We start from the raw sequence: 24061 nt of genomic DNA, 5'->3' as shown, positions 1-24061 counted from the left end.
GCCGGCAGGTTTTCCCTGTCTGTCCGGCTGTCCTCATCGGTGCGACTCCAGGTGTCTGCGGTGCAGCCACTTCGGCAGTCCGGGCGCTTCGAGAAACCCTTCGGCGCGCGCGGCCGCGAGGCCGATGCGCAGCAGGTCCGCGCTCTTCTCGAAGAGCAGGAACCGGGGTTCCCAGATCGGCCGGTACTTGGCGTTGGCCCGGTACAGCGACTCGATCTGCCACCAGCGCGAGAAGAAGCTGAGCAGCGAACGCCACAGCCTCAGCACCGGCCCGGCACCGAGGCGTCCACCTCGTTCGAAGACGGAACGGAACATGGCGAAGTTGAGTGAGACCTGGGTGATCCCGATCTCCTGGGCGCGGCGCAGGAGTTCGATCACCATGAACTCCATCAGCCCGTTCTCGGCGTCCCGGTCACGCCGCATGAGATCGAGCGAGAGCCCCTGCGGCCCCCACGGCACGAAGGACAGCAGCGCCCGCAACTCCCCCTCGCCGTCGGTGCATTCCAGCATCACGCACCGCCCGTCGCCCGGGTCGCCGAGCCGTCCGAGCGCCATGCTGAACCCGCGCTCGGTGGCCCCGTCCCGCCAGTCGTCGGCACGCTTCAGGAGGTACGCCATCTCGTCGGCCGGGATGTCCTCGTGCCGCCGGATGCGCACCTCGTACCCGGCTCGCTTGACCCGGTTGTAGGCCTGCCTGACCGTGCGCATGGCGCGTCCCTCGAGGGTGAACTCGGCGGTCTCGACGATCGCCTCGTCACCGAGTTCGAGGGCGTCGAGCCCGTGCCGTGAGTAGACGGTCCCCGCCTCCTCGCTCGCTCCCATCACCGCCGGGATCCAGCCGTGCGCGCGGGCCTCGGCGAGCCAGGGCTCGATGGCGCCGGGCCACGCCTCCGGGTCGCCGATCGGGTCGCCGGAGGCCAGCGAGACCCCGCCGACGACGCGGTACGCGACCGCGGCCTTGCCGGTCGGCGACCAGATCGCGCTCTTCTCCGGGCGCAGCGCGAAGTAGCCCAGCGAGTCGCGGTCGCCGTGCCGGTCGAGCAGGGTGCGCAGCCGTTTCTCGTCGTCCTCGGTGATCGGGTCGACGGCTCGGCGGGAGCGGAAGGCGGCGTAGAACACGGCGAGGACCAGCAGGGTGCTGAGCACGTTGATGGTGACGTTGACCCAGTTGGCGATCTCCAGGCCGTGGAAGCGGGAGTCGTCGGCCGCGACGGAGACCAGTCGCAGGGCGCCGTAGCGCCAGCGGTCCCAGAAGGTCGAACGGTACGCGTCCGGCGCGCTGTTGGTGACCGTCACCAGCAGCGCGGCGAGCAGGGAGGCGACGAGCAGTCCGCCGACGGCGACGGCCGCGGCGAGTTTGGGGTTCGACCGGTCGCCCTTCGCGTAGAACTCCCGGCGGCCGACGACGAGCGCGACGACGAAGGCGGCGGTCAGGACGATCGAGACCCAGTTCTGGGCGTACTGGCGGATCTCCGGGAACGTCATCGCGACGGCGAACAGCATCAGGAACAGTCCGCTGAGCACGAAGTTCAGGATCCACGCGGCCCGCTTGCGGCGGCGCATCGTGATGGCCAGGAACATGGTGAACACACCCGACGCGAATCCTGCCGTCAGCAGGTACGGGGTGAAGAAGTTCTCGGTGTTGTGGCGCCGTACGTCCTGCCCGAGCGACACCCACGCGGCGCTCAGGAAGTTGATGAACGCGACGGCCCGCAGGTACCAGACCGCGAAGGCGGCGGCTCTGCGCGACGCGCCCGTGGACAGGTGGTCCCCTTCACCCCGACGGGCCGGGACCCGCTCCTGGTCAGCGGCAATTCGGGCATCTCCCATAAAGGGCGATGATATGGGGCGGGGCGCGTCGTGCGGGGGAGGGGCGGTACGGGTGATGCGGGCCGGGGTCTTGTTGCGGGGTGGGTTTTCGCCCGTAGCTCTTCGGCCGCGGGCCGGTGGGGCTGGTCGCGCAGTTCCCCGCCCCTGGAAGCCTCGGGGCGGACGGTGTTCGCGGGCGAGGCCGGAGGCTGCCCCACCCGCCCCGGCCCGCGTCCTTCAGCCCGTCCGGCGTTCGTGGGCGAGGCCGTTCACTCGTTCTGGTCGGAGACCTCGGGCTCGGGGTCGGGCTCGGGGGCCGGAGTCTCCGGGAGTTCGGCGGAGAGGGCGGCGGCGGCCTGGACGAGGGGGAGCGCGAGGAGGGCTCCCGCGCCCTCGCCGACCGTGACGCCGTGGTCGAGAAGGGGTTCGAGGGCCATGCGGTCCAGGGCCTTCGCCTGGGCCGGCTCGCCGCTGTTCTGGCCGGCCAGCCACCAGTCCGGCGCCCGGAAGGCGACCCGCTGCCCCACGAGGGCGCACGCGGCCGAGACGACGCCGTCGAGGATCACCGGCATCTTCCGCACCGCGCTCTGCAACAAGAACCCCGTCATCGCCGCGAGATCGGCACCGCCCACCACCGCGAGCAGCTGCAGCTGATCCCCGAGCACCGGCCGGGCCCGCCGCAAGGCGTCCCGCACGGCCGCGCACTTGCGCATCCACGCGAGGTCGTCGATGGGCCGCCCGCCCCGCCCGGTGACCACGGACGCGTCGGTCCCGCACAGCGCCGCGACCAGCACGGCCGCCGCGGTGGTCCCGCCGACGCTCACATCGCCGAGCACCACCAGATCCGTACCGGAGTCCGCCTCCTCGTCCGCGACGGCGACCCCCGCCCGGAACGCGGCCTCGGCCTCCTCCAGGGTCAGCGCGTCCTCGACGTCGATCCGCCCCGACCCGCGCCGCACCCGATGCCCTGCGACCTCCGCGGGCAGCTCCTGCGGATCGCAGTCCAGCGCCATGTCGACGACCCGCACCGGCACGCCGAGCCGGCGCGCCAGCACCGCCGCGGGGCTCGCGCCCTCCAGGACCGCCCGCACCAACCGGTCGGCGGTGCCCGCGGGCCGCGCCGACACACCGAGTCCGGCGACCCCGTGGTCGCCCGCGAACAGCACCACACGCGGGTGCTCGATCGGCCGCACCGGCACCGCGGACTGCGCCGCCGCCAGCCACTCACCCAGTTCGTCGAGGCGGCCGAGCGCCCCGGGCGGCACGATCTGACGCTCCCGGCGCGCCTCGGCGTCCCGGCGCACGCCTCCGTCGGGGCGCTCGATCAGATCGGTGAAGTCGTCGAGATTAAGCGAGCTCATTCGCCGAACAGTACCGGCAGCGATCGAACACGTCCGCGCCACGTCGTTGCACCCCGGAACACGATCCGCTACGTACCGTTTGTGTCGGATTGTCGTACGGCTCGCTCGCGCGCCCCGCCGTCCTCCCACCCTGCCGTCCCCAGGAGCGTCCATGCCCCCCACGCCACCCCCGAGCGCCGAGCGCCGCGCCGCCTACGCGGCCGAACTCGCCCAAGGCACCGACCGGTTCCACGAACCGCGCCGGGAAGACTGTCCCTGGTGCGGCTCGAAGCGGCTGCGTACCCGGCTGCGGACGCCGGACCAGGTGCAGCGCAAGCCCGGCACGTTCGTCGTCGACGAGTGCGCCGACTGCTCCCACGCCTTCCAGAACCCCCGGCTCAGCGCGGAGGGGCTGGCCTTCTACCACCGGGACTTCCACGAGGGACTCGACGGCCTCACCGACCGGCTCCTGGGCGCCCGCGGCAGCAGAGGGCGCCACCGGGCCGCCGCCCGCGCGCTGCTGCGCCACGCCGAGCCGGAGAGCTGGCTCGACGTCGGCACCGGGCACGGGCACTTCCCGGCCGTCGCCCGGGAGGTCCACCCGTACACGTCCTTCGACGGCCTCGACCCCACCCGGCGGGTCGAGAAGGCACGGGCGGCCGGGCACATCGAGGAGGCCCACCGCGGCCGGCTCACCGACCCCCGGATCATCGGGCGGCTGAGCGCCCGCTACGACGTCGTGAGCATGTTCCACCATCTGGAGCACACCCGCGACCCGCGCGAGGAACTGCGCGCCGCCCTGACGGTCCTGCGGCCCGGCGGCCACCTCCTCGTCGAAGTGCCGGACCCCGACTGCGCGTTCGGCGCACTGCTGGGCAGGTGGTGGGTGTCGTACGGCCAGCCGCGCCATCTGCACCTGATGCCGCTGTCCAACCTGCTGGGCGAACTGGAGTCCCTCGGCTGCGAGATCGTCGCGACGGACCGCCGTGAACCGCACATCCCGTACGACCTCGCCGGCGCCCTCGCGCTGGCCCTCGGCCGTGTCCTGCCCGACCTCGACGCCCCCTGGCGCCCCACCCCGCCGACCCCGCTCCAGCGCACCCTGCACACGGTCCTGGCCCGGGCGAGCGTCCCGCTGCTCGCCTCGGCCTCCGCCCTGGACCATGCGATGGCCCCGGTCTTCCGCCGCACCCGCTTCTCGAACGCCTTCCGGATCATCGCCCGCAGACATTCCTGAGCCCTGGTCAGCCCTGGTCAGCTCTGCTCGGCCCCGGTCAGCCCCGCAATGCCAGCGCCTGTCCCGCCACCACCAGCAGCACGTGCTCGCACTCCGCCGCGAACCCCGCGTTCAGGCGGCCGAGTTCGTCGCGGTAGCGGCGCCCGGAGGCGGTGGCGGGGACGATGCCGGAGCCGACCTCGTTGGAGACGGCGACGACGGTGCGGCGCGTGGTGCGGACGGCGGAGGTGAGTTCCTCGACGCGGGCGCGCAGCGCGCGTTCGCCGCCGCCGGCCCACTCCGCGTCGTCCCACGCGTTCACGGAGTCCATCGCGTCCGTGAGCCAGAGGGAGAGGCAGTCGACGAGGAGGGGAGGCCCGGAGTCCTCCAGGAGCGGCACCAGGTCGCAGGTCTCCACCGTGCGCCAGGAGCCGGGCCGCCGCTCTCGGTGGGCGTGCACGCGCGACGCCCACTCGTTGTCCCCGTTGCGGGACCCGCCCGTCGCCACGTACAGCACCCCGGGGAAGGACTCCAGACGACGTTCCGCCTCCACCGACTTGCCCGAGCGCGCCCCGCCGAGCACGAGGGTGCGGCGCGGTACGTCGGGTACGTCCTCGTAGACGCCCACGTCCAGCGTCGTCCCGTCCGGCACCGCCCGCGCGCCCGCCGCCGCGAGCTGGCGCCGCAGTTCGGGGCCCGGCGGCACGTCGTGGTCGAGGTGGACCGCGATCACGTCCGTCGTCGGCCCGACGGCCCCGACCGCGCGCAGCTTCGCCAGGGCGTCCGGCCGCCCCACCACATCGGCGATCACCATGGCGTACGAGTCGCCGTTCTCGTCGAGTCCCGCGGGCGCCGCGCCCGGTGGCAGATACAGCAGCCGCTGTCCGTCCGGTCCGGTCACCGCGTACCCCGTGCCGGGCGAGTCCATCGGCACCGCCCGCACCCGGTGTCCGGTCAGCAGCGCAAGTTCGCTGCCGTCGGGAACCCGTACGGGCTGCGGGAGCCCGGCCGGCACCTCGACGGCGGGCCCGTCGTGCGGATGCGAGAGCAGGACCTGCCGTACGCCGCCCAGCGAGTGCCCGGCGCGGGCCGCGGCGAACGCGGCGCCGGGCGTGAGGTCGAGCAGCAGGGTGCCGTCCACGAGCAGCGCGGTGGCCGCCCGCGCGTCCTCGCCGAGCGCACTCGCACAGGCCGCACAGGGACAGTCGGGACGGGGCAGGCCCTCGGGGGCGCCGGTGCCGAGCAGAGTCAGTTCCACGCCCTGATTTTCCCGTGTCACCGTGGGTGGCGCGCGTTCGGGTACAGCACCTGTCGGCGCGCGGGGCCGTTCGCGACCCGCGACGCGTGCCGCGACTCGCGATCTTCTGTTCCGCGCCCGGCTCAGCGCCTAGGCTTCGGACGGGAGCCGGATCTTGTGCGGCTTCCGCTGTGCAGTGTGCTCACACCTGGGAGGCGTACATGGCGGCATGGACGTGGCGGTTCGAGAAGTCCGACGGGACAGAGGTCCAACCCGCGGTACAGCCCGAGGAGTTCACCACACAGGGGGATGCGGAGTCCTGGATCGGCGAGGTCTGGAAGGACCTCCTGGAGGGCGGCGCGGACCAGGTGTTCCTCTTCGAGGACAGCACGAAGATCTACGGGCCGATGAGCCTGCACGCCGAACCGGAGTAGGCCGGCCGGGGCTGCCGGGACCGCTCCCGGCAGCCCCGTTCGCCGTGCGTCAACCCCTCGCCGCCGCCTTCACCCCTGCCTACTGCTCACCCAGCCGCACACCGACCGTCCGCTCGGCCCCGTCCCGGACGAACGTCACCCGCGTCCGCTGGCCCGGCTTGTCGGAGGCGAGTGCCTCGGCGAGCGAGGTGAGGGTGGTGATGTCGTTGGTGCCGATCCGGGTGATGATGTCGCCGGGCCGGATGCCCGCCGTGTCGGCCGCGCTGCCGGGCTTCACCTCGACCACGGCGACACCCGCGGGCGTATAGGTCTCGTCGAGCACGGTACGGCCGGTGATGCCGAGCGCGGCCCGTCCCGAGTCGGTGACCGTGCCGGTCCTGATGATCTGGTCGGCGATCGTCCGCACCATCGAGGCGGGGATCGCGAATCCGATACCGGGCGCCGTGGCGCCCCCGAGGCTCGGGTCCGTCGCGGCCAGCGTGGGAATGCCGATGACCTGCCCGTTCAGGTTGACGAGCGCGCCGCCGCTGTTGCCCGGGTTGATCGCGGCCGACGTCTGCACCATGTTGGCGATGGTGGCCCCCGTCCCGCCGTCGGTGCTGCTCTCGCTGACGGTGCGCCCGGTCGCCGACACGATGCCCTGGGTCACGCTGGACGACAGCCCGAGCGGCGAGCCCATCGCCAGCACGATCTGGCCGACCTCGACCTTCTCGGAGTTCCCGATGGTGGCCGCCTTCAGCCCGCTCGGCACCTTGTCCAGCTTGATGACGGCGAGGTCCTGGCCCGGGTAGGTGTACACGAGCTTGGCCGTCAGCACGTTCTGGCTGTTGGCCGTCGTCACCCGGAACGTCTTCTCGTTCCCGACCACGTGCGCGTTGGTGACGATGTGTCCCTTGTCGTCGTACACCACCCCCGAGCCCAGTTCGTCGCTCGCCTGGATCTGCACCACCGAGGGCAGGACGTTCTTGATCACCTTCAGGTACGCGTTCTGCAGGTCGTCGGCCGCGAGCGGGACGACGGCCTGCGTCGTCCCGTCCTTCGTCCCGTCCTTCTTGGCGGGCGGCCCGGCGTCGGAACAGCCGGAGAGCAGGGCGGTGGCGCAGGCGAGGGCGGTGACCACGAGGGCGGTTATGGGGAGCAGCGGACGCGACACCGGGGCACGGGTGGCAGCCATGTCCCGAGTGTCCCTTTCGCGGCTCCGATCCGGCTCGCGGTGCAGGGCCGAACGGGGGGCGATCAGGAAGTGACCGGACAGCGACCGGTCTTGTACGCCGTAGGGATCGATCAGCCGCGTACGCCGCAGAGATGCAGCAGGGCCGCCACCTGGCGATAGGGGTCCGTCCGCCCGGCCCGCTCCTCCGCGGCCAGGAGGGTCCCCACGTCCTCGGGGACGGGGGTCCCGTCGGGCGCCGTGTCCGTGAAGACCCGCACGCCGTACCAGGCGTGCAACGCCGCCCCGATCCCCGCGAGCGTCGACGTCAGGGTGGCGAGCCGGTCCGCGCGGACGGCGAGGCCGAGCCGATTGACGTAGGCGTCCGTGTCGAACGCGGCCAGGGTCGCCGTCCAGTCGCCGGACAGGCCCGGCCGCATGGCCAGCGCGTCGGCGTTGCGCACCAGCAGCGAGAGCAGCCCGCCCGGGGCCAGCATGCGCGCCAGCCCCGCGAGGAGCGGGTCCGGCTCCTCGACGTACATGAGTACGCCGTGGCACAGCACCACGTCGAAGCTGCCGGGCAGGAAGTGCACGCCCGTCTCGCGGCCGTCGCCCTCGATGAGCCGCACCCGGCTGCGGATGCCCTCGGGCTCGGCGGCCAGCGCCTCCCGGGCCACGGCGAGCATCTTCGCGTCCTGCTCGAGGCCGGTCACCTGATGCCCGGCCCTGGCCAGCCGCAGCGCCTGCGTGCCCTGGCCCATACCGACGTCGAGCACCCGCAACCGCTGTCCGACCGGGAACCGGCCGGCTATCTGCTCGTCGAGCTGCCGGGCCACCAGCTCCTGTCGTACGACATCACGCAGCCCGCCCAGCTTGCTCAGCCAGGCATCCGCCGCGCCCCCGGAGAACGATGTCGCGCTCAGGGCCGCTCTCCGCGCTTGACCTGCGGCTTCGGCAGCCGGAGGCGACGCATCTGGAGAGTACGCATCAGCGCGTAGGCGACCGCGCCCTTCTTGGGCACGTCGGGGAAGCGGGCGGCCAGCTGCTTCTTCAGGCGGATCGCGATGCCGATCGAGTCGACCACGATCATCACGATCACCACGAGCCACAGCAACAGCGCGATGTTCTGCAGCGAGCCCACCCGCACCATGCTCAGCACGAGGATGACCACGGCCATCGGCAGGAAGAACTCCGCGACACAGAAGCGCGAGTCCACGAAGTCGCGTGCGAACTTCCGCACCGGCCCCTTGTCACGGGCGGGTAGATAGCGCTCGTCGCCGTTGGCCAGGGCCTGGCGCTGCTTCTCCATCTGGACACGACGATCGTCGCGCTGCCGCTTGGCCGCCTCCTTACGCGTCGACGGCGTCTGGGCGACGCTACGACGCTGGGTCTGGGCCTCACTGCGCTTGGGCGTGGGGCGGCCCTTGGGGGCCTGCGGGTCACGGGTCTGCTTGGAGTCGGTCACCTGCGCCTTGTCGGCGGGGGCCTTCTCTTCCTTGGCACGGCTACGGAACACAAAACCCAAGGGTACGGGGTGCGGCGGCATGGACGTCGTTCGAGTGGGGAACGATCCGGCAACACCGTGCGTCTGTAGGGGGACAGAGGGGACGTTGTGTACGGGTGGACCCCGAGTCCCACCTACTCCCTACGCCGGAGCGGTGCCGTACGCAGTCGTCCTTGGGGATGAGCGCATCCGTCCCCGAACAGTGCGGTAATGGATGCAGGGCCCGTACTGTGGGTTCTGTTGCAGTACCTGGAGCTGGAGTCCGTCAGAAGGGGGCGCGCGAAGCCCATGAGCGGTGTCATGAAGCGTATGGGGATGATCTTCCGCGCGAAGGCGAACAAGGCCCTTGACCGGGCCGAGGACCCGCGCGAAACCCTCGATTACTCGTACCAGAAGCAGCTGGAGCTGCTGCAGAAGGTGCGCCGCGGCGTCGCGGACGTGGCGACCAGCCGCAAGCGCCTGGAACTTCAGCTGAACCAGCTCCAGAACCAGTCCACCAAGCTGGAGGACCAGGGCCGCAAGGCGCTCGCGCTCGGCCGGGAGGACCTGGCCCGTGAGGCGCTCTCCCGCCGTGCCGCGCTCCAGCAGCAGGTGACGGATCTGGAGACGCAGCACCAGACCCTCCAGGGCGAGGAGGAGAAGCTCACCCTCGCGGCGCAGCGGCTCCAGGCCAAGGTGGACGCCTTCCGCACCAAGAAGGAGACTATCAAGGCGACCTACACGGCGGCCCAGGCGCAGACCCGCATCGGAGAGGCCTTCTCCGGCATCTCCGAGGAGATGGGCGACGTCGGCATGGCGATCCAGCGCGCCGAGGACAAGACCGCGCAGTTGCAGGCCCGCGCCGGCGCCATCGACGAGCTGCTCGCCTCCGGTGCGCTCGACGACCAGTCCGGTCTGGCCAAGGACGACATCCAGAGCGAGCTGGACCGGCTCTCCGGTGGTACGGATGTGGAGCTGGAACTGCAGCGTATGAAGGCCGAGCTCGCCGGTGGTTCGCCGCAGCAGGCGATCGAGGGCGGCACGGGACAGTCCACGCCGCAGTCCCAGCCGCAGGACACCCCGCGCTTCGACAAGCAGTGACCCACACCTAGGGCGCCTGAGGAGGGCGACATGATCGTACGGATCATGGGGGAGGGGCAGGTGAGGTTGGACGACAGCCACCTCACCGAACTGAACAAGCTGGACGACGAGCTGCTCGCCGAGATGGAGAGCGGTGACGAGGCCGGCTTCCGCCGTACCCTGACCACCCTTCTGGACCAGGTCCGCCGCCTCGGCGCTCCGCTTCCCGACGAGGCCCTCGAACCCTCCGACCTCATCCTGCCGTCCCCCGACGCGACCCTCGAAGAGGTCCGCGCCATGCTGACCGACGAGGGCCTGATCCCCGGCTGACGGTTCCCTCCGGGGGGTGAGCGGGGTGAGCTCCTCAGCTCCGGGTCCGCCCGGCTCGCCCACGTTCCCGGCGCCCCGATTCTCCGCCGGTCCGAAGTGGCGTGGCCGCGGGTCGGTGGGGGCTGGTCGCGCAGTTCCCCGCGCCCTTGAAAGGGCGCTGCGCGCATCTTTGGGCCGTCCGGCGTCTGCGGACGCGGTGGCGACCGTTCCGCCCCCTGCAAGGGCGCCGTACCGTAAACCGGGTGAGCACCCTAGAGCGCACGAGGTACAGACTCCGCGCGCACCCGATGGCCCTGGACGCCACCCTGGCGACCGGCGTACTCGTGACGATGATGGCCAGCTCCTTCATCGACCCCCACGGGGAGAACGGAGCGACCTGGGGCACGCACACCCCGAACGTCCTCAGCCTCACCCTCATGGTGCTCAGCGCCGCCGCCCTCGTGTTCCGCCGCCGCGCCCCCAGAACGGTCCTCGCCGCGACCGGCGCCTTCTCCGCCGTGGAACTGGTGGCCAGCGACCCCAGAGCCCCGGTGGTGATGTCCGCCGTCGTCGCCCTCTTCACCGTCGCGTCGGCCACGGACCGCCCCACCACCTGGCGCGTCGGCCTGCTCACGATGACGGTGCTGACGGCCTGCGCGATGCTGGTCGGTCCCCTGCCCTGGTATGCGCAGGAGAACCTCGCGATCTTCGCCTGGACGGGCATGGCCGCCGCCGCGGGCGACGCCGTACGCAGCCGCCTCGCCTTCGTGCACGCCATCCGCGAGCGCGCCGACCGCGCCGAGCGCACCCGTGACGAGGAGGCCCGCCGCCGGGTCGCAGAGGAGCGGCTGCGCATCGCCCGCGACCTGCACGACGTCGTCGCCCACCACATCGCCCTCGTCAACGTGCAGGCCGGAGTCGCGGCCCATGTGATGGACAAGCGCCCCGACCAGGCCAAGGAAGCCCTCGCGCACGTCCGCGAGGCCAGCCGCTCGGCCCTCAACGAACTGCGTGCCACCGTCGGCCTGCTGCGCCAGTCCGGCGACCCCGAGGCCCCCACGGAACCCGCCCCGGGCCTCGCCCGCCTCGACGAACTCGCCGACACCTTCCGCAACGCCGGACTCCCCGTCGAAGTCGCCCGCGCCGACCACGGCACCACCCTCCCCGCCGCCGTCGACCTCGCCGCGTACCGCGTCATCCAGGAAGCCCTCACCAATGTGCAGAAACACGCGGGCCCGGAGGCGAAGGCCGAGATCAGCGTCGTACGCGTGGGACCGAACGTGGAAGTGACCGTCCTCGACAACGGACCCGGGCAGGACGGCGGCCCCGAGGAGGGCGGCGGGCACGGGCTGCTCGGGATGCGCGAGCGGGTCACCGCGCTCGGCGGCACCTGCACGACCGGTCCCCGCTACGGAGGCGGCTTCCGGGTCCATGCGATCCTTCCGGTCAAGAACCGCACCGCGCCCGCCCTGGGGGACTCCGCATGACCATCCGTGTCCTGCTCGCCGACGACCAGGCGCTGCTGCGCAGCGCGTTCCGTGTCCTCGTCGACTCCGAGCCCGACATGGAGGTGGTCGGCGAGGCGTCCGACGGCGCGGAGGCGCTGCGGCTCACCCGGGAGGTCCGCGCCGACGTGGTGCTGATGGACATCCGGATGCCGGGCACCGACGGCCTCGCCGCCACCCGGCTGATCAGCGCCGACCCGGGACTCGCGCACGTACGGGTGGTCATGCTGACGACCTTCGAGGTCGACGAGTACGTGGTGCAGTCGCTGCGGGCCGGCGCCTCCGGCTTCCTCGGCAAGGGCGCGGAGCCGGAGGAGCTGCTGAACGCCATCCGGATCGCGGCGGGCGGTGAGGCACTGCTGTCCCCGGCGGCCACCAAGGGGCTGATCGCCAAGTTCCTCGCCCAGGGGGACGGTTCGGACGAGGGCCGGGACTCCGCCCGGGCGGAGCGGCTCGAGGCGCTCACCGGGCGCGAGCGCGAGGTGCTCGTCCAGGTCGCGGGAGGCCACTCCAACGACGAGATCGCCGAGCGGCTGGAGGTCAGCCCGCTCACCGTGAAGACGCACGTCAACCGGGCCATGGCCAAGCTCGGCGCCCGCGACCGGGCCCAACTCGTCGTCATCGCCTACGAGTCGGGCCTGGTACGCCCGAGGGTGGAGTGATCTCCGCGTTACGGCAGCGCCAGCATCCGCTCCAGCGCCAGCTTCGCGAACGTCTCCGTCTCCTTGTCCACCTCGATGCGGTTGACCAGGTTGCCCTCGGCGAGGGACTCCAGGGTCCACACCAGGTGGGGGAGGTCGATGCGGTTCATGGTGGAGCAGAAGCAGACCGTCTTGTCGAGGAAGACGATCTCCTTGTCCTCGGCCGCGAAACGGTTCGCCAGGCGGCGGACCAGGTTCAGCTCCGTGCCGATCGCCCACTTGGAGCCGGCCGGGGCGGCCTCCAGGGCCTTGATGATGTACTCCGTGGAGCCGACGTAGTCCGCCGCCGACACGACCTCGTGCTTGCACTCGGGGTGGACGAGGACGTTCACGCCGGGGATGCGCTCGCGCACGTCGTTCACCGAGTCCAGCGAGAAGCGGCCGTGGACCGAGCAGTGGCCGCGCCACAGGATCATCTTGGCGTCGCGCAGCTGCTCCGCGGTGAGGCCGCCGTTGGGCTTGTGGGGGTTGTAGAGGACGCAGTCCTCCAGGCTCATCCCCATGTCGCGGACGGCGGTGTTGCGGCCGAGGTGCTGGTCGGGGAGGAAGAGGACCTTCTCACCCTGCTCGAACGCCCACTCCAGGGCCCGCTGGGCGTTGGAGGAGGTGCAGATCGTGCCGCCGTGCTTGCCGGTGAACGCCTTGATGTCGGCGGACGAGTTCATGTACGAGACGGGCACGACCTGCTCGGCTATCCCGGCCTCGGTCAGCACGTCCCAGCACTCGGCGACCTGTTCGGCCGTCGCCATGTCGGCCATGGAGCAGCCGGCGGCGAGGTCGGGGAGGACCACCTTCTGGTCGTCGGACGTCAGGATGTCCGCGGACTCCGCCATGAAGTGCACACCGCAGAAGACGATGTACTCGGCCTCCGGGCGCGCGGCGGCGTCGCGGGCCAGCTTGAAGGAGTCGCCCGTGACGTCGGCGAACTGGATGACCTCGTCGCGCTGGTAGTGGTGGCCGAGCACGAAGACCTTGTCCCCGAGTTTCTCCTTGGCCGCGCGGGCCCGCTCCACGAGGTCCGGGTCGGAGGGCGAGGGCAGGTCTCCGGGACACTCCACGCCGCGCTCGCTCCTCGGGTCGGCCTCACGGCCGAGCAGCAGCAGGGCGAGGGGCGTCGGCTGTACGTCGAGCTCCTGGGTCTGGGCGGTGGTCACGACACGCACCCTTTCTGTTCTGCGGCTCGCTTGGATCACGAGGGGGCGATCCAGCGGGACATTCGGACTAGCCTTTTCGTCGAAATGACGCTATCTATCATAACCGCTTCACGTCATGTTGACGATGCCCATAGTGTCGATGTGACGTGAATCCCGGAGGTTGTCCACAGGCCGCTGTCCCCTCTCCGGCGCGTGTGCGAGCATGGGAGGCGAGAACGGAAAAGACCACGGAAAAGACAGACTCTCGGCCCGGAATGAATCCGCGGCCCCGACGGTTGCAGACGTCGGCAAGCAGTCTCCGTACAACCCGGGAGAGAAGCAGATGTCCGTATCGGACGAGAAGACCACCGTGAGCGACGGCATCGTACTGTCCGACTCCGCCGCGTCCAAGGTCAAGGCCCTGCTCGACCAGGAAGGCCGCGACGATCTGGCGCTGCGCGTCGCCGTTCAGCCCGGCGGCTGCTCCGGTCTGCGCTACCAGCTCTTCTTCGACGAGCGTTCCCTCGACGGCGATGTCGTCAAGGACTTCGGTGGCGTCAAGGTCGTCACCGACCGCATGAGCGCCCCGTACCTGGGCGGCGCCTCCATCGACTTCGTGGACACCATCGAGAAGCAGGGCTTCACGATCGACAACCCGAACGCGACGGGCTCCTGCGCCTGCGGCGACTCCTTCAGCTGAGCCCCGGCCGACTGCCGAACGCGTAACGCGTACGAAGGCGGCGTCCCCCTCCGACAGGGACGCCGCCTTCGCGTATCCGGGGCCATGAGCGCGTCCGCTCCGACCGCTCCCGTGGCTACCGTGCCTGAGGCGTCTTCACCGAGGCGCCGGCCGCCTTGCCCTCCGGGATCGGTGTGCCGTTTGACCCGACGACCTTCCGGTCGCCGAGTGGCTGGTCGAGGTGCACCGTCTTCTCGTACACCTTGGCGATGAGGATGCAGATCTTGCCCTGCCACGGTGTCTCGGTCACCTTGACGGTCACCTTGTCCGTGCTCTCGCTCGCGGAGGCGGAGTAGTCCGCGCACACCCCGCCCGTGAAGCTCACGGTCAGGTCCTTGCCGTCGGCCGTGTAGCCCTGCACCTTGACGTCACGGGACGTCGGCGCCGCGGTCGGCCGCGGGCTGGGGGTGGCCGTCGGTGTCGGTGCCGCGGTCGGCTCCGGCGAGGTCAGGTACTTCGGGGCGACCGCCGGATGCGTCACCGTGAAGGCGGAGTCCGTGCCCGTCGGCCGTACCTCGAACAGCCAGGACGGCACCAGTGTCTGGTGCCCGGACACGAAGTGCGAGGCCAGCCCGAAGACGGCCTTTTCGACGGCCACCGACTCCCGCTTCGGCACCGCCGTCGACGCGCGGCACGGTGTCTCGTCACGGTCCTTCAGCGGTACGGCACTGGCGCAGCCGCCGGGTCCCATGCGCCCGCCGTCCCGGGTCGCGACAGAGGCCGGGCCGTTCATCAGATCCAGGGCCTTGCTCGCGCTGATCACGGGATACGTGTCCCCCTTGACCGGCGTCTTCACCTGGCCGCTGCCGCCGACCACCTGGCCGTCCGGGCCGACCTGGACGCCGGTCGTCCAGCCGTACGTGGGCAGGCCCCCGACCTTCGGGTCCGCGTTCACCACCCGTTTGGCGCCCATGAGCTCGCGCGCGTCCAGCTTGGCGTCGTCCTGGCCCAGAGCCTTCAGCACGGGCACGGCGGCCTTCTTCGCGGCGGCCTCGGTCACCGCGTGGCTCCTCGGGGAGCCGGGGTCGCTCGTGCACACGGCGCCCTTGCAGTTGTCGGTGCCGGGCGCGTACCGGCTGAACGTCCAGGTCCCGGGGGCCTGCTGGTTGACCTGGAGGCTGGGTCCCGAACCGTCCTTGTCCTGGCCGACCTTCCAGGTCTCGCCGGTGAGCGTCGGGGTGCCCACGATGTCCAGGGCCTTCGCGAGGCGCGCCACCTCGGCCGCCGTGACCTCGCCCTTCGCCGCGTAGACGGGCGCGGAGTCCGGGCCTGCGGGCAGGGTGCCGTCCGCGTGGTAGGTCGCGCCGTAGGGATGGGGCTCACCGGGCGCGATATCGCCCGTGCCACCCGTAGCGCCCTCGGTGTAGCCGTCGAGGACCAGCGGTGGGGGAGTGCCGTCGGCGCCGGGGGTCGCGGAGTGGTCGCGGTCGCTCCCGCCGCCGGACGCGGTCGCGGCGAAATAGGCTCCGCCGCCGCCGACGAGCAGCACCGCGGCCGCGACGGAGGCGACGGCCGCCGGGGAATGGCGGCGGCGCGGCTTTGCCGGCTCGCTGCCGTCCTCGGGGGGCTCGGGCGCTTCGGTCTCGGGTCGCTCGGTGCTCACCGCATCGCTCCTTCTGGTCGTACACCGCATCCCCTTTACGGGGGACAGCGATGGGACGCAGCGGGGGAGCGCACGGTTCCCTGCGGGCGCCGTTCGGGGCCGCCCTTTTCGAGGACCTTTCGGGTCCTGTCAGTCGCCGTAGTCGGACATCGCGTCCAGCAGGCGGGCCGACGCGGGAGGCACGGTCACCCCGTGGATGCGCGACGGGGACACGGGAAGGTCGGGACGGGAGACGACCGGGTCCGGTGCCGCCCAGTGCCGGGCCACAGCGCCGTCGCCGCGCAGCGACGCCAGGTCGCCTTCGAGGTCGTGAGGAGCGGAGCCGTGGACCTTGAGGTTCGTCATAACGGAACCGTATGCATGTCGGCGTCACGAAGAAAGATCTACTATCGGGTAGTTTTGACCGCTTCTGAGGGCGCGTGTCGACCGGGTAGCGTGAACTGTCAATCCCCTTCCGTCGCAGGAGCGTGTCCTCGCCGTGCGTATCGCAGTCACCGGCTCCATCGCCACTGACCACCTCATGACCTTCCCCGGCCGTTTCGCCGACCAGTTCGTCGCGGACCAGCTGCACACGGTCTCCCTGTCCTTCCTGGTCGACAACCTCGACGTACGCCGGGGTGGCGTCGGCGCGAACATCGCGTTCGGCATGGGACAGCTGGGCACCCGGCCGATCCTGGTCGGGGCCGCGGGCTCCGACTTCGACGAGTACCGGGCGTGGCTCGACCGCCACGGCGTCGACACCGACTCGGTCCGGATCTCCGAGGTGCTGCACACCGCGCGCTTCGTGTGCACCACGGACTCCGACCACAACCAGATCGGCTCCTTCTACACGGGCGCGATGAGCGAGGCCCGGCTGATCGAGCTCAAGTCGGTCGCGGACCGGGTCGGCGGCCTCGACCTCGTCCTGATCGGCGCCGACGACCCGGAGGCGATGCTGCGCCACACGGAGGAGTGCCGCTCCCGCACGATCGCCTTCGCCGCCGACTTCTCGCAGCAGATCGCCCGTATGAACGGCGACGAGATCCGGATACTGCTGGACGGTGCGACCTACCTCTTCTCCAACGAGTACGAGAAGGGGCTCATCGAGTCCAAGACCGGCTGGAGCGACGAGGAGATCCTGTCGAAGGTCGGTCACCGTGTGACGACCCTCGGCGCGCGGGGCGTACGCATCGAGCGGGCCGGTGAGGACCCGATCGAGGTCGGCTGCCCGGACGAGGAGCGCAAGGCGGACCCGACGGGCGTCGGCGACGCGTTCCGCGCCGGCTTCCTCTCCGGCCTCGCCTGGGGAGTCTCCCTGGAGCGCGCCGCCCAGGTCGGCTGCATGCTCGCGACGCTGGTCATCGAGACGGTCGGCACCCAGGAGTACCAGCTCCGCCGCGCCCACTTCATGGACCGCTTCACCAAGGCGTACGGCGACGACGCGGCCATCGAGGTCCGGGCCCACCTGGCCTGATCGCCGAGGTCCGGGCCCACCTGGCCTGATCAGGACACTCCTCCGGCCGACCGTCTAGGACACCCGGCGGACCACATAGGCGAACCCGTGGTCCGCCGGCTCCTCCCCGACGTACTCCTGCCCCCGCATCTCGCACCACGCCGGGATGTCCAGCCGGGCGGCCTCGTCGTCCGAGAGGACGCGCACCGTGCCGCCCACCGGCACGTCCCCGATGACCTTGGCCAGTTCGATGACCGGGATGGGGCAGAGCTTGCCGAGCGAGTTCACCACGAGCGCGTCGGAGGCGGAGGGGGAGCGGGAGGGCGGCGCCGACGCCGTCGGGGCGCCGAGTTTCTCGCGTACGTCCGCGACCGCGTCCGGCAGCACCGACAGGAACCGGTCGATGTCCTCGGACGGCGTACCCGGTGGCAGCGAGATCCGGACGTTGCCCTCGCTCAGGACGCCCATCGCCTTCAGGACATGGCTCGGGGTCAGCGTGCTGCTCGTGCAGGAGGAGCCGGAGGAGACGGAGAAACCCGCCCGGTCCAGTTCGTGCAGGAGCGTCTCCCCGTCGACGTACAGGCAGGAGAAGGTGACGATCCCCGGGAGACGGTGAACCGCGTCCCCGACCACCTCGACGTCCGGGACCAGTTCGGGCACCCGTACGCGGATCCGTTCCGTCAGTTCCCGCAGGCGCGCGGCCTCCGCGACGGCCTCCGCCCGTACCGCGCGCAGCGACGCCGCCGCGGCCACGACGGCCGGGATGTTCTCGAAGCCCGCCGCCCGCCCCGACTCCCGCTCGTCCACGGGCCCTTGGGGAGCGAACCGCACCCCCTTGCGCACGACGAGCAGTCCGACCCCCGAAGGGCCGCCCCATTTGTGGGCACTTGCCGTCAGCAGGGACCAGTCGCCCTCCACCCGGCGCCAGGGCAGTGACTGCGCCGCGTCCACCAACAGCGGCACCCCCGCCGCCCGGCACGCCTCCGCGACCTCCCGCACCGGCTGCTCCGTGCCCACCTCGTGGTTGGCGGACTGGAGGCACGCGAGCGCGGTGTCGGGGCGCAGGGCGGCGGCGTAAGAAGAAAGGGAGACGGTGCCCGCGCGGTCGGCGGGCACCGTCGTCACCGAGCCGCCCGCCGCCTCGTGGACCTCCGCCGAATGGAGTACCGACGAGTGTTCGACAGCTGACACGATCAGGTGGCGTCCGACGCGCCGGCGGCCCGCCAGCGCACCCTCGATCCCGGAGTGCACCGCCCGGGTGCCGGACGAGGTGAAGGTCAGCTCGTCCGGGCGGCACCCCACCGCCTCGGCCGCCGCCTCGCGCGCCGCGTCGAGCAACAGCCGGGCCCGCCGCCCCTCCCGGTAGAGCCGCGCGGGATCGGCCCACCCCTCGTCGAGCGAGGCCTGCAGGGCCTGCCGGGCGACGGGATGGAGGGGAGCAGCGGAAGCAGCATCGAAGTAGGCCACACCCCAACGCTAAAGCCCCGGTCGGACCAGCGCCCCAAAGGGGCGCGGGGCTGTGACATCTGCGGCTCCGCCGGGGCGGCGCGACAAGCCACCACGAGCCCGCTGCCGCCGAAGGACCTGGTCGACCGGGTCATGAGGCGCCCGAACCCCCGTCAGAAAGTGACCCAGGGCGGGGCATCCCACCCCTTCAGAGTGACCCGCGGCGCGTTGGGCACCCTCCCCGCGCGACCCCAAATAGCGTCCAGTAGGGTTTGGTCCGCATAAACATCCAAACCCCTGCCCGACGCAGGGCGGCGACCGACCAGCGAGAAGGCCGCAGCCAACCGCGCGGGCGAGACTCTCGGGAAGGCGCTACGTGAGTCCCAACGGCTCCGACCGCTCGCCGCGGCGCCCGATGCGGCGGAAGCTGCTGCAGGCACTGACTGCGGGCCTGGTCCTGGCGACCGCCACCGGTTGCACATACAAGGACTTCCCCCGCCTTGGTATGCCCACCCCGACCACAGAAGAGGGTCCGCGGATCCTCTCCCTGTGGCAGGGGTCCTGGGCGGCCGCGCTCGCCGTCGGCGTGCTGGTGTGGGGCCTGATCCTGTGGAGTGTGTTCTTCCACCGGCGCAGTCGCACCAAGGTCGAAGTTCCTCCGCAGACCCGGTACAACATGCCCATCGAGGCGCTGTACACGGTGGTCCCGCTCATCATCGTCTCGGTGCTGTTCTACTTCACCGCCCGCGACGAGACGAAGCTCCTCAGCCTCAAGCAGAAGCCGGACGTCACGGTCAACGTGGTCGGCTATCAGTGGAGCTGGGGCTTCAACTACATCGAGGACGTTCCCGGTGTCACCGGCAACGCCAAGATCGACCCGAACCTGGCCGCCATTCCGGACCGGTTCAAGAAGGACTTCCCGGCGAACGCCGGCGGTGTCTACGAGGTCGGTACGCCGGGTGAGCGGAACCCGCAGACGGGCAACCCCGGTCCGACCCTCTGGCTGCCCAAGGGCAAGACGGTCCGCTTCGTCCTCACTTCACGCGACGTCATCCACTCCTTCTGGGTGGTGCCGTTCCTGATGAAGATGGACGTCATCCCGGGCCACACCAACTCCTTCCAGGTGACCCCCAACAAGGAGGGCACCTTCCTGGGCAAGTGCGCCGAGCTGTGCGGCGTCGACCACTCCCGGATGCTCTTCAACGTGAAGGTCGTCTCCCCCGAGCGCTACGAGGCCCACCTCAAGCAGCTCGCGGCGCAGGGACAGACCGGTTACGTCCCGGCCGGCATTGAGCAGACGGGCCACGAGAAGAACCGGGAGACGAACAACCTGTGAGCATCCTCAACGAACCTCAGGGTGCCGGGGCAGCTGAAGACTCGTACGCGAACGAGCTGCCGGTGCGGCGCAAGCAGCCGGGCAACGTCGTGATCAAGTGGCTCACCACCACTGACCACAAGACGATCGGCACGCTCTACCTCGTCACGTCGTTCGCGTTCTTCTGCATCGGTGGCGTCATGGCGCTGCTGATGCGCGCCGAACTGGCGCGCCCCGGCACGCAGATCATGTCGAACGAGCAGTTCAACCAGGCGTTCACGATGCACGGCACGATCATGCTGCTGATGTTCGCGACGCCGCTGTTCGCCGGCTTCACGAACTGGATCATGCCGCTGCAGATCGGCGCGCCCGACGTGGCGTTCCCGCGGCTGAACATGTTCGCCTACTGGCTCTACCTGTTCGGCTCGCTCATCGCGGTCGGTGGCTTCCTCACCCCGCAGGGCGCGGCCGACTTCGGCTGGTTCGCCTACAGCCCGCTGTCGGACGCGGTCCGCTCGCCGGGCGTCGGCGCCGACATGTGGATCATGGGTCTGGCCTTCTCCGGCTTCGGCACGATCCTCGGTGCGGTCAACTTCATCACCACCATCATCTGCATGCGCGCCCCCGGCATGACGATGTTCCGCATGCCGATCTTCGTGTGGAACGTGCTGCTCACGGCGGTGCTGGTGCTGCTGGCCTTCCCCGTCCTCGCGGCGGCGCTGTTCGCGCTGGAGGCGGACCGAAAATTCGGTGCGCATGTGTTCGACGCCGCCAATGGCGGAGCCTTGCTATGGCAACACCTCTTCTGGTTCTTCGGCCATCCAGAGGTGTACATCATCGCTCTACCATTCTTCGGCATCATCTCCGAAGTCATCCCGGTGTTCTCCCGCAAGCCGATGTTCGGCTACATGGGCCTGATCGCCGCGACGATCTCCATCGCCGGTCTGTCCGTGACCGTGTGGGCGCACCACATGTACGTCACCGGTGGCGTGCTGCTCCCGTTCTTCTCCTTCATGACGTTCCTCATCGCCGTGCCAACAGGCGTGAAGTTCTTCAACTGGATCGGAACGATGTGGAAGGGGTCTTTGAGTTTCGAGACCCCGATGCTCTGGGCGGTCGGCTTCCTGATCACCTTCACCTTCGGTGGTCTGACCGGTGTCATCCTGGCCTCGCCGCCGATGGACTTCCACGTCTCGGACTCGTACTTCGTGGTGGCGCACTTCCACTACGTGATCTTCGGTACGGTCGTGTTCGCGATGTTCTCCGGATTCCACTTCTGGTGGCCGAAGTTCACCGGCAAGATGCTCGACGAGCGCCTCGGAAAGATCACCTTCTGGACGCTGTTCGTGGGCTTCCACGGCACGTTCCTGGTGCAGCACTGGCTGGGTGTCGAGGGCATGCCGCGTCGCTACGCGGACTACCTCGCCGCCGACGGCTTCACCGCGCTGAACACGATCTCGACGATCAGCTCGTTCCTGCTCGGCCTGTCGATCCTGCCGTTCTTCTACAACGTGTGGAAGACCGCCAAGTACGGCAAGAAGGTCGAGGTCGACGACCCGTGGGGCTACGGCCGCTCGCTGGAGTGGGCCACGTCCTGCCCGCCGCCGCGCCACAACTTCCTCACGTTGCCGCGGATCCGTTCCGAATCCCCGGCCTTCGACCTGCACCACCCGGAGATCGCCGCTCTCGACCAGCTCGAGAACGCCGGTCACGGTGAGAAGGCCCTCACTGGTGGCAAGGAGGCCGGCAAGTGAAGGTCCAAGGCAAGATGTTCCTCTGGCTGGCTGCCTTCATCCTCGTCATCGCCATCGTCTATGGCGTGTGGTCGAAGGAGCCGGCCGGCACCACGGCGCTCTTCCTGGCCTTCGGCCTGAGCGTGATGATCGGCTACTACCTGGCCTTCACGGCCCGGCGGGTCGACCAGCTGGCGCAGGACAACGATGAGGCCGATGTCGCGGACGAGGCCGGCGAGGTGGGCTTCTTCAGCCCGCACAGCTGGCAGCCGCTCGCGCTCGGTGTCGGCGGCGCGCTCGCCTTCATGGCCGTCGTCTTCGGCTGGTGGCTGCTGTACTTCGGGTTCCCGATCATCCTGATCGGCCTGTGGGGCTGGGTCTTCGAGTACTACCACGGTGAGAACCGCACCCAGTAGCACGCACGCGGTCCCGTAGCGATCGCTGGACACCCCGGAAGCCCGGATTCTCCTGACGGAGAGTCCGGGCTTCCTCTTTTGCCACACATCACATCCCCCACACGGCTCACTCGCCGTGCCAGGGTTGATGGGTGTTCATAGCGTGAGTCCATGAATCACGCACCGCGAATCCGCACGGTCGTCAGCCGCACCACGCTGGTGGTCGCCCTCGGCGCGGCCGCCGCTGCCTGTGGCGGAAGCGGCCACCCGCTCTCCGCCAGGCCGTACGACGCGGCGGGTCAGCTCTCCTTCACCGACGTGGTCGGCGACAGCCGCAAGGTCGACCCGGACAAGCCCCTGGAAATCACCTCCAAGGGCGACGACGAGCGCATCACGGATGTGACGGCCGTCGACGCGTCGGGGCGCTTTGTGGCGGGCGAACTCGCCGCCGACGGCTCCCGTTGGCACAGCACCTCACCACTGGCCGCGGGCGCCCACTACACGGTGCACGTGAGCACGGAGGACGAGGCCGGCGCACCCGGCCGCCAGATCGTCGACTTCGAGACCACCGCGCCCACCACGAACAAGCCCCTGGGCGTGACTCTGGGGCCCGCCTCGGGCGAGTACGGCGTCGGTCAGCCCATCACCGCCGAACTCAGTGCCCCGGTCAAGGACAAGGCCGCTCGTGCGATCGTCGAGGGCGCCCTGAAGGTCGACTCCGTGCCCGCCGCGGAGGGCGCCTGGCACTGGGTGGACGACAAGACGCTGCACTACCGGCCCAAGGAGTACTGGCCCATCCACGCCACCATCCAGGCCCACAGCAACCTCAAGGGCATCAAGGTCGCCGACCGGCTCTGGGGCGGCGACGCGAAGCCCCTGACGCTCACCACCGGGGACCGCTTCGTCGCCGTCACGGACGCCGCCGCGCACTCCATGACGATCTACAAGAACGACCGGGTGATCAACCAGATCCCCGTCACCACCGGCAAGCCGGGCTACGAGACCCGCAACGGCGTCAAGGTCGTACTGAGCAAGGAACCCTACGTACGCATGCGCGGTACCACCGTCGGCATCGCCGAGGGCAGCGCGGACTCCTACGACCTGCCCGTCTACTGGGCGACCCGGGTCACCTGGAGCGGCGAGTACGTGCACGCCGCGCCCTGGTCGGTGGGGGAGCAGGGGTCCGCCAACGTCAGCCACGGCTGCACCGGGATGAGCACCAGCAACGCGGAGTGGTTCTTCAAGAACGTCCGGCCGGGCGACATCGTGAAGGTCCAGAACTCCAACGGTGACGAGATGACCCCGTTCAACAACGGCTTCGGCGACTGGAACGTCGACTGGAAGGACTGGCGCAACGGCAGCGCCCTGACAGCGGGCACCCCGGAGGGCCCGAAGCTGACGGACCGGGCCCGCCTGCGCCCTGAGTCCGTGTGACCCAGACCCCCGCCGCCGCGCCCCGAAAGGGGCGCGGGGCCGTGTTCCTCCGCGGCTCCTCCGCGGGGCGCGTTCAGCCGCCGTCGACCCGCGGCCGCCGAACCACAGTTCCCTCCGAGCCCTCAGGCGCCCTGCAAAGCCTTACGACGCAGCAGCGAGGCCAGTGCGGAGGCGAACTCGACCGGATCCACCGGAAGGGTCACCGCCGCGTCCGCACGGCTCCACGTGGCCAGCCAGGCGTCCTGAGGCCGCCCGATGAGCACCAGCACGGGCGGGCAGTTGAAGATCTCGTCCTTGATCTGCCGGCAGACGCCCATGCCGCCCATCGGAACCGCCTCGCCGTCCAGCACACAGACGTCGATCCCGCCCTTGTCCAGCTCCGTCAGGACGGCGGCGGGCGTGGCGCACTCGATGAACTCGACCTGGGGGACGTCGGGGGCCGGTCTGCGGCCGGTCGCCAGCCGCACCTGCCCCCGGGTGTTGGAGTCGTCGCTGTAGACCAGCACCGTGGCGGTCGGCTGCATTGTTCCTCCACGCATCTAAGAAGCACGGCATTGCTCGGGAACT

General features: G+C 70.4%; 23 protein-coding genes. 12 read left to right on the top strand and 11 right to left on the bottom strand.

Translation table 11 applies throughout. The annotated features are described in order from the left end of the window. Positions 1–33 precede the first annotated feature (33 nt). Positions 34–1830: a phosphatidylglycerol lysyltransferase domain-containing protein gene (locus ACIRA5_RS04955; RefSeq protein ID WP_403687361.1), complete on the bottom strand. Its 1797-nt coding sequence runs from the start codon at positions 1828–1830 to the stop codon at positions 34–36. A 248-nt stretch (positions 1831–2078) separates the two neighbouring features. Further along, the gene (gene cobT / locus ACIRA5_RS04950) at positions 2079–3170 is read right to left on the bottom strand and encodes a nicotinate-nucleotide--dimethylbenzimidazole phosphoribosyltransferase (RefSeq protein WP_403687359.1); all 1092 of its coding nucleotides are present in this window, start codon (positions 3168–3170) and stop codon (positions 2079–2081) included. A gap of 151 nt (positions 3171–3321) precedes the next feature. Here cobT and ACIRA5_RS04945 point away from each other — a divergent pair, with 151 nt between their 5' ends. After that, the gene (locus ACIRA5_RS04945; RefSeq protein ID WP_403687356.1) at positions 3322–4386 is read left to right on the top strand and encodes a class I SAM-dependent methyltransferase; all 1065 of its coding nucleotides are present in this window, start codon (positions 3322–3324) and stop codon (positions 4384–4386) included. 37 nt (positions 4387–4423) lie between these two features. Here the strand turns inward: ACIRA5_RS04945 and ACIRA5_RS04940 are convergent, their stop codons facing one another. After that, positions 4424–5623: a bifunctional adenosylcobinamide kinase/adenosylcobinamide-phosphate guanylyltransferase gene (locus tag ACIRA5_RS04940; protein WP_403687354.1), complete on the bottom strand. Its 1200-nt coding sequence runs from the start codon at positions 5621–5623 to the stop codon at positions 4424–4426. A 200-nt stretch (positions 5624–5823) separates the two neighbouring features. On the opposite strand from ACIRA5_RS04940, the gene ACIRA5_RS04935 reads away from it, so the two are divergent. Then, positions 5824–6036 (top strand): hypothetical protein, encoded by a 213-nt coding sequence (locus tag ACIRA5_RS04935; RefSeq protein ID WP_054231569.1) that lies wholly within the window; start codon positions 5824–5826, stop codon positions 6034–6036. A gap of 79 nt (positions 6037–6115) precedes the next feature. Here ACIRA5_RS04935 and ACIRA5_RS04930 read toward each other — a convergent pair whose 3' ends face one another. From ACIRA5_RS04930 to ACIRA5_RS04920, 3 genes are all read right to left on the bottom strand, one after another. Further along, positions 6116–7210, bottom strand: coding sequence for a S1C family serine protease (locus tag ACIRA5_RS04930; RefSeq protein WP_403687352.1), 1095 nt, complete (start codon positions 7208–7210; stop codon positions 6116–6118). A 110-nt stretch (positions 7211–7320) separates the two neighbouring features. Further along, on the bottom strand, positions 7321–8022 hold the full coding sequence (locus ACIRA5_RS04925; RefSeq protein ID WP_403687350.1) for a class I SAM-dependent methyltransferase: 702 nt from the start codon (positions 8020–8022) through the stop codon (positions 7321–7323). 83 nt (positions 8023–8105) lie between these two features. Next, on the bottom strand, positions 8106–8732 hold the full coding sequence (locus tag ACIRA5_RS04920; RefSeq protein WP_351701006.1) for a DUF3043 domain-containing protein: 627 nt from the start codon (positions 8730–8732) through the stop codon (positions 8106–8108). Positions 8733–8978: 246 nt separating this feature from the next. Between ACIRA5_RS04920 and ACIRA5_RS04915 the strand changes: the two genes are divergently transcribed. The 4 genes from ACIRA5_RS04915 (at position 8979) to ACIRA5_RS04900 (ending at position 12225) form a co-directional block, all read left to right on the top strand. After that, the gene (locus ACIRA5_RS04915) at positions 8979–9770 is read left to right on the top strand and encodes a PspA/IM30 family protein (protein ID WP_403687348.1); all 792 of its coding nucleotides are present in this window, start codon (positions 8979–8981) and stop codon (positions 9768–9770) included. A gap of 30 nt (positions 9771–9800) precedes the next feature. Continuing rightward, positions 9801–10079, top strand: a complete 279-nt coding sequence (locus ACIRA5_RS04910) for a hypothetical protein (protein ID WP_403687347.1) — start codon at positions 9801–9803, stop codon at positions 10077–10079. Positions 10080–10321: 242 nt separating this feature from the next. Beyond that, a complete protein-coding gene (locus tag ACIRA5_RS04905; protein ID WP_403687345.1) occupies positions 10322–11545 on the top strand; it encodes a sensor histidine kinase in 1224 nt (407 codons plus the stop codon). After that, positions 11542–12225, top strand: coding sequence for a response regulator transcription factor (locus tag ACIRA5_RS04900; protein ID WP_060895957.1), 684 nt, complete (start codon positions 11542–11544; stop codon positions 12223–12225). Before ACIRA5_RS04905 ends, ACIRA5_RS04900 begins: the two co-directional genes overlap by 4 nt. An 8-nt stretch (positions 12226–12233) precedes the next feature. Here the strand turns inward: ACIRA5_RS04900 and nadA are convergent, their stop codons facing one another. Then, positions 12234–13418: a quinolinate synthase NadA gene (gene nadA / locus ACIRA5_RS04895; RefSeq protein WP_403687343.1), complete on the bottom strand. Its 1185-nt coding sequence runs from the start codon at positions 13416–13418 to the stop codon at positions 12234–12236. A 322-nt stretch (positions 13419–13740) separates the two neighbouring features. Between nadA and ACIRA5_RS04890 the strand changes: the two genes are divergently transcribed. Further along, on the top strand, positions 13741–14097 hold the full coding sequence (locus ACIRA5_RS04890) for an iron-sulfur cluster assembly accessory protein (protein WP_352052147.1): 357 nt from the start codon (positions 13741–13743) through the stop codon (positions 14095–14097). A gap of 115 nt (positions 14098–14212) precedes the next feature. Here the strand turns inward: ACIRA5_RS04890 and ACIRA5_RS04885 are convergent, their stop codons facing one another. Continuing rightward, the gene (locus tag ACIRA5_RS04885) at positions 14213–15769 is read right to left on the bottom strand and encodes a hypothetical protein (RefSeq protein WP_403687340.1); all 1557 of its coding nucleotides are present in this window, start codon (positions 15767–15769) and stop codon (positions 14213–14215) included. Positions 15770–15868: 99 nt separating this feature from the next. Beyond that, positions 15869–16084 (bottom strand): hypothetical protein, encoded by a 216-nt coding sequence (locus tag ACIRA5_RS04880; RefSeq protein WP_352052145.1) that lies wholly within the window; start codon positions 16082–16084, stop codon positions 15869–15871. 133 nt (positions 16085–16217) lie between these two features. On the opposite strand from ACIRA5_RS04880, the gene ACIRA5_RS04875 reads away from it, so the two are divergent. After that, positions 16218–17192: a carbohydrate kinase family protein gene (locus tag ACIRA5_RS04875; protein ID WP_075026442.1), complete on the top strand. Its 975-nt coding sequence runs from the start codon at positions 16218–16220 to the stop codon at positions 17190–17192. Between the two features lie 54 nt (positions 17193–17246). Here ACIRA5_RS04875 and ACIRA5_RS04870 read toward each other — a convergent pair whose 3' ends face one another. After that, on the bottom strand, positions 17247–18638 hold the full coding sequence (locus tag ACIRA5_RS04870; protein ID WP_403687337.1) for a cysteine desulfurase/sulfurtransferase TusA family protein: 1392 nt from the start codon (positions 18636–18638) through the stop codon (positions 17247–17249). 355 nt (positions 18639–18993) lie between these two features. Here ACIRA5_RS04870 and coxB point away from each other — a divergent pair, with 355 nt between their 5' ends. The 4 genes from coxB (at position 18994) to ACIRA5_RS04850 (ending at position 23494) form a co-directional block, all read left to right on the top strand. Next, positions 18994–19953, top strand: a complete 960-nt coding sequence (coxB, locus tag ACIRA5_RS04865; protein WP_067363563.1) for a cytochrome c oxidase subunit II — start codon at positions 18994–18996, stop codon at positions 19951–19953. Further along, entirely contained in the window at positions 19950–21686 is a 1737-nt protein-coding gene (ctaD, locus tag ACIRA5_RS04860; RefSeq protein WP_352052143.1) for a cytochrome c oxidase subunit I, read from the top strand. Before coxB ends, ctaD begins: the two co-directional genes overlap by 4 nt. Continuing rightward, positions 21683–22081 (top strand): cytochrome c oxidase subunit 4, encoded by a 399-nt coding sequence (locus ACIRA5_RS04855; protein ID WP_352052142.1) that lies wholly within the window; start codon positions 21683–21685, stop codon positions 22079–22081. Before ctaD ends, ACIRA5_RS04855 begins: the two co-directional genes overlap by 4 nt. Positions 22082–22231: 150 nt before the next feature. Next, positions 22232–23494 carry an Ig-like domain-containing protein gene (locus ACIRA5_RS04850; RefSeq protein WP_403687334.1) on the top strand — a complete coding sequence of 421 codons (1263 nt, stop codon included), beginning with the start codon at positions 22232–22234 and terminating at the stop codon, positions 23492–23494. 122 nt (positions 23495–23616) lie between these two features. Here ACIRA5_RS04850 and ACIRA5_RS04845 read toward each other — a convergent pair whose 3' ends face one another. Continuing rightward, complete coding sequence (locus ACIRA5_RS04845) at positions 23617–24018, bottom strand: response regulator transcription factor (protein ID WP_067363572.1); 402 nt, start codon at positions 24016–24018, stop codon at positions 23617–23619. Positions 24019–24061 lie beyond the last annotated feature (43 nt).

The sequence above is a fragment of the Streptomyces sp. NPDC096311 genome, assembly GCF_044763085.1.
In the GTDB taxonomy this organism is placed as follows: domain Bacteria; phylum Actinomycetota; class Actinomycetes; order Streptomycetales; family Streptomycetaceae; genus Streptomyces.
This window is presented reverse-complemented; position numbering and strand designations above follow the sequence as displayed.

Coding starts and splice junctions, on each gene's coding strand:
- ACIRA5_RS04955 (WP_403687361.1), bottom strand. CDS start 1,830: ATGGGAGATGCCCGAATTGCCGCTGACCAGGAGCGGGTCCCGGCCCGT.
- ACIRA5_RS04850 (WP_403687334.1), top strand. CDS start 22,232: ATGAATCACGCACCGCGAATCCGCACGGTCGTCAGCCGCACCACGCTG.
- ACIRA5_RS04880 (WP_352052145.1), bottom strand. CDS start 16,084: ATGACGAACCTCAAGGTCCACGGCTCCGCTCCTCACGACCTCGAAGGC.
- ACIRA5_RS04915 (WP_403687348.1), top strand. CDS start 8,979: ATGAGCGGTGTCATGAAGCGTATGGGGATGATCTTCCGCGCGAAGGCG.
- ACIRA5_RS04910 (WP_403687347.1), top strand. CDS start 9,801: ATGATCGTACGGATCATGGGGGAGGGGCAGGTGAGGTTGGACGACAGC.
- ACIRA5_RS04930 (WP_403687352.1), bottom strand. CDS start 7,210: ATGGCTGCCACCCGTGCCCCGGTGTCGCGTCCGCTGCTCCCCATAACC.
- cobT (WP_403687359.1), bottom strand. CDS start 3,170: ATGAGCTCGCTTAATCTCGACGACTTCACCGATCTGATCGAGCGCCCC.
- ACIRA5_RS04920 (WP_351701006.1), bottom strand. CDS start 8,732: ATGCCGCCGCACCCCGTACCCTTGGGTTTTGTGTTCCGTAGCCGTGCC.
- ACIRA5_RS04885 (WP_403687340.1), bottom strand. CDS start 15,769: ATGCGGTGTACGACCAGAAGGAGCGATGCGGTGAGCACCGAGCGACCC.
- ACIRA5_RS04845 (WP_067363572.1), bottom strand. CDS start 24,018: ATGCAGCCGACCGCCACGGTGCTGGTCTACAGCGACGACTCCAACACC.
- ACIRA5_RS04935 (WP_054231569.1), top strand. CDS start 5,824: ATGGCGGCATGGACGTGGCGGTTCGAGAAGTCCGACGGGACAGAGGTC.
- ACIRA5_RS04890 (WP_352052147.1), top strand. CDS start 13,741: ATGTCCGTATCGGACGAGAAGACCACCGTGAGCGACGGCATCGTACTG.
- ACIRA5_RS04945 (WP_403687356.1), top strand. CDS start 3,322: ATGCCCCCCACGCCACCCCCGAGCGCCGAGCGCCGCGCCGCCTACGCG.
- ACIRA5_RS04900 (WP_060895957.1), top strand. CDS start 11,542: ATGACCATCCGTGTCCTGCTCGCCGACGACCAGGCGCTGCTGCGCAGC.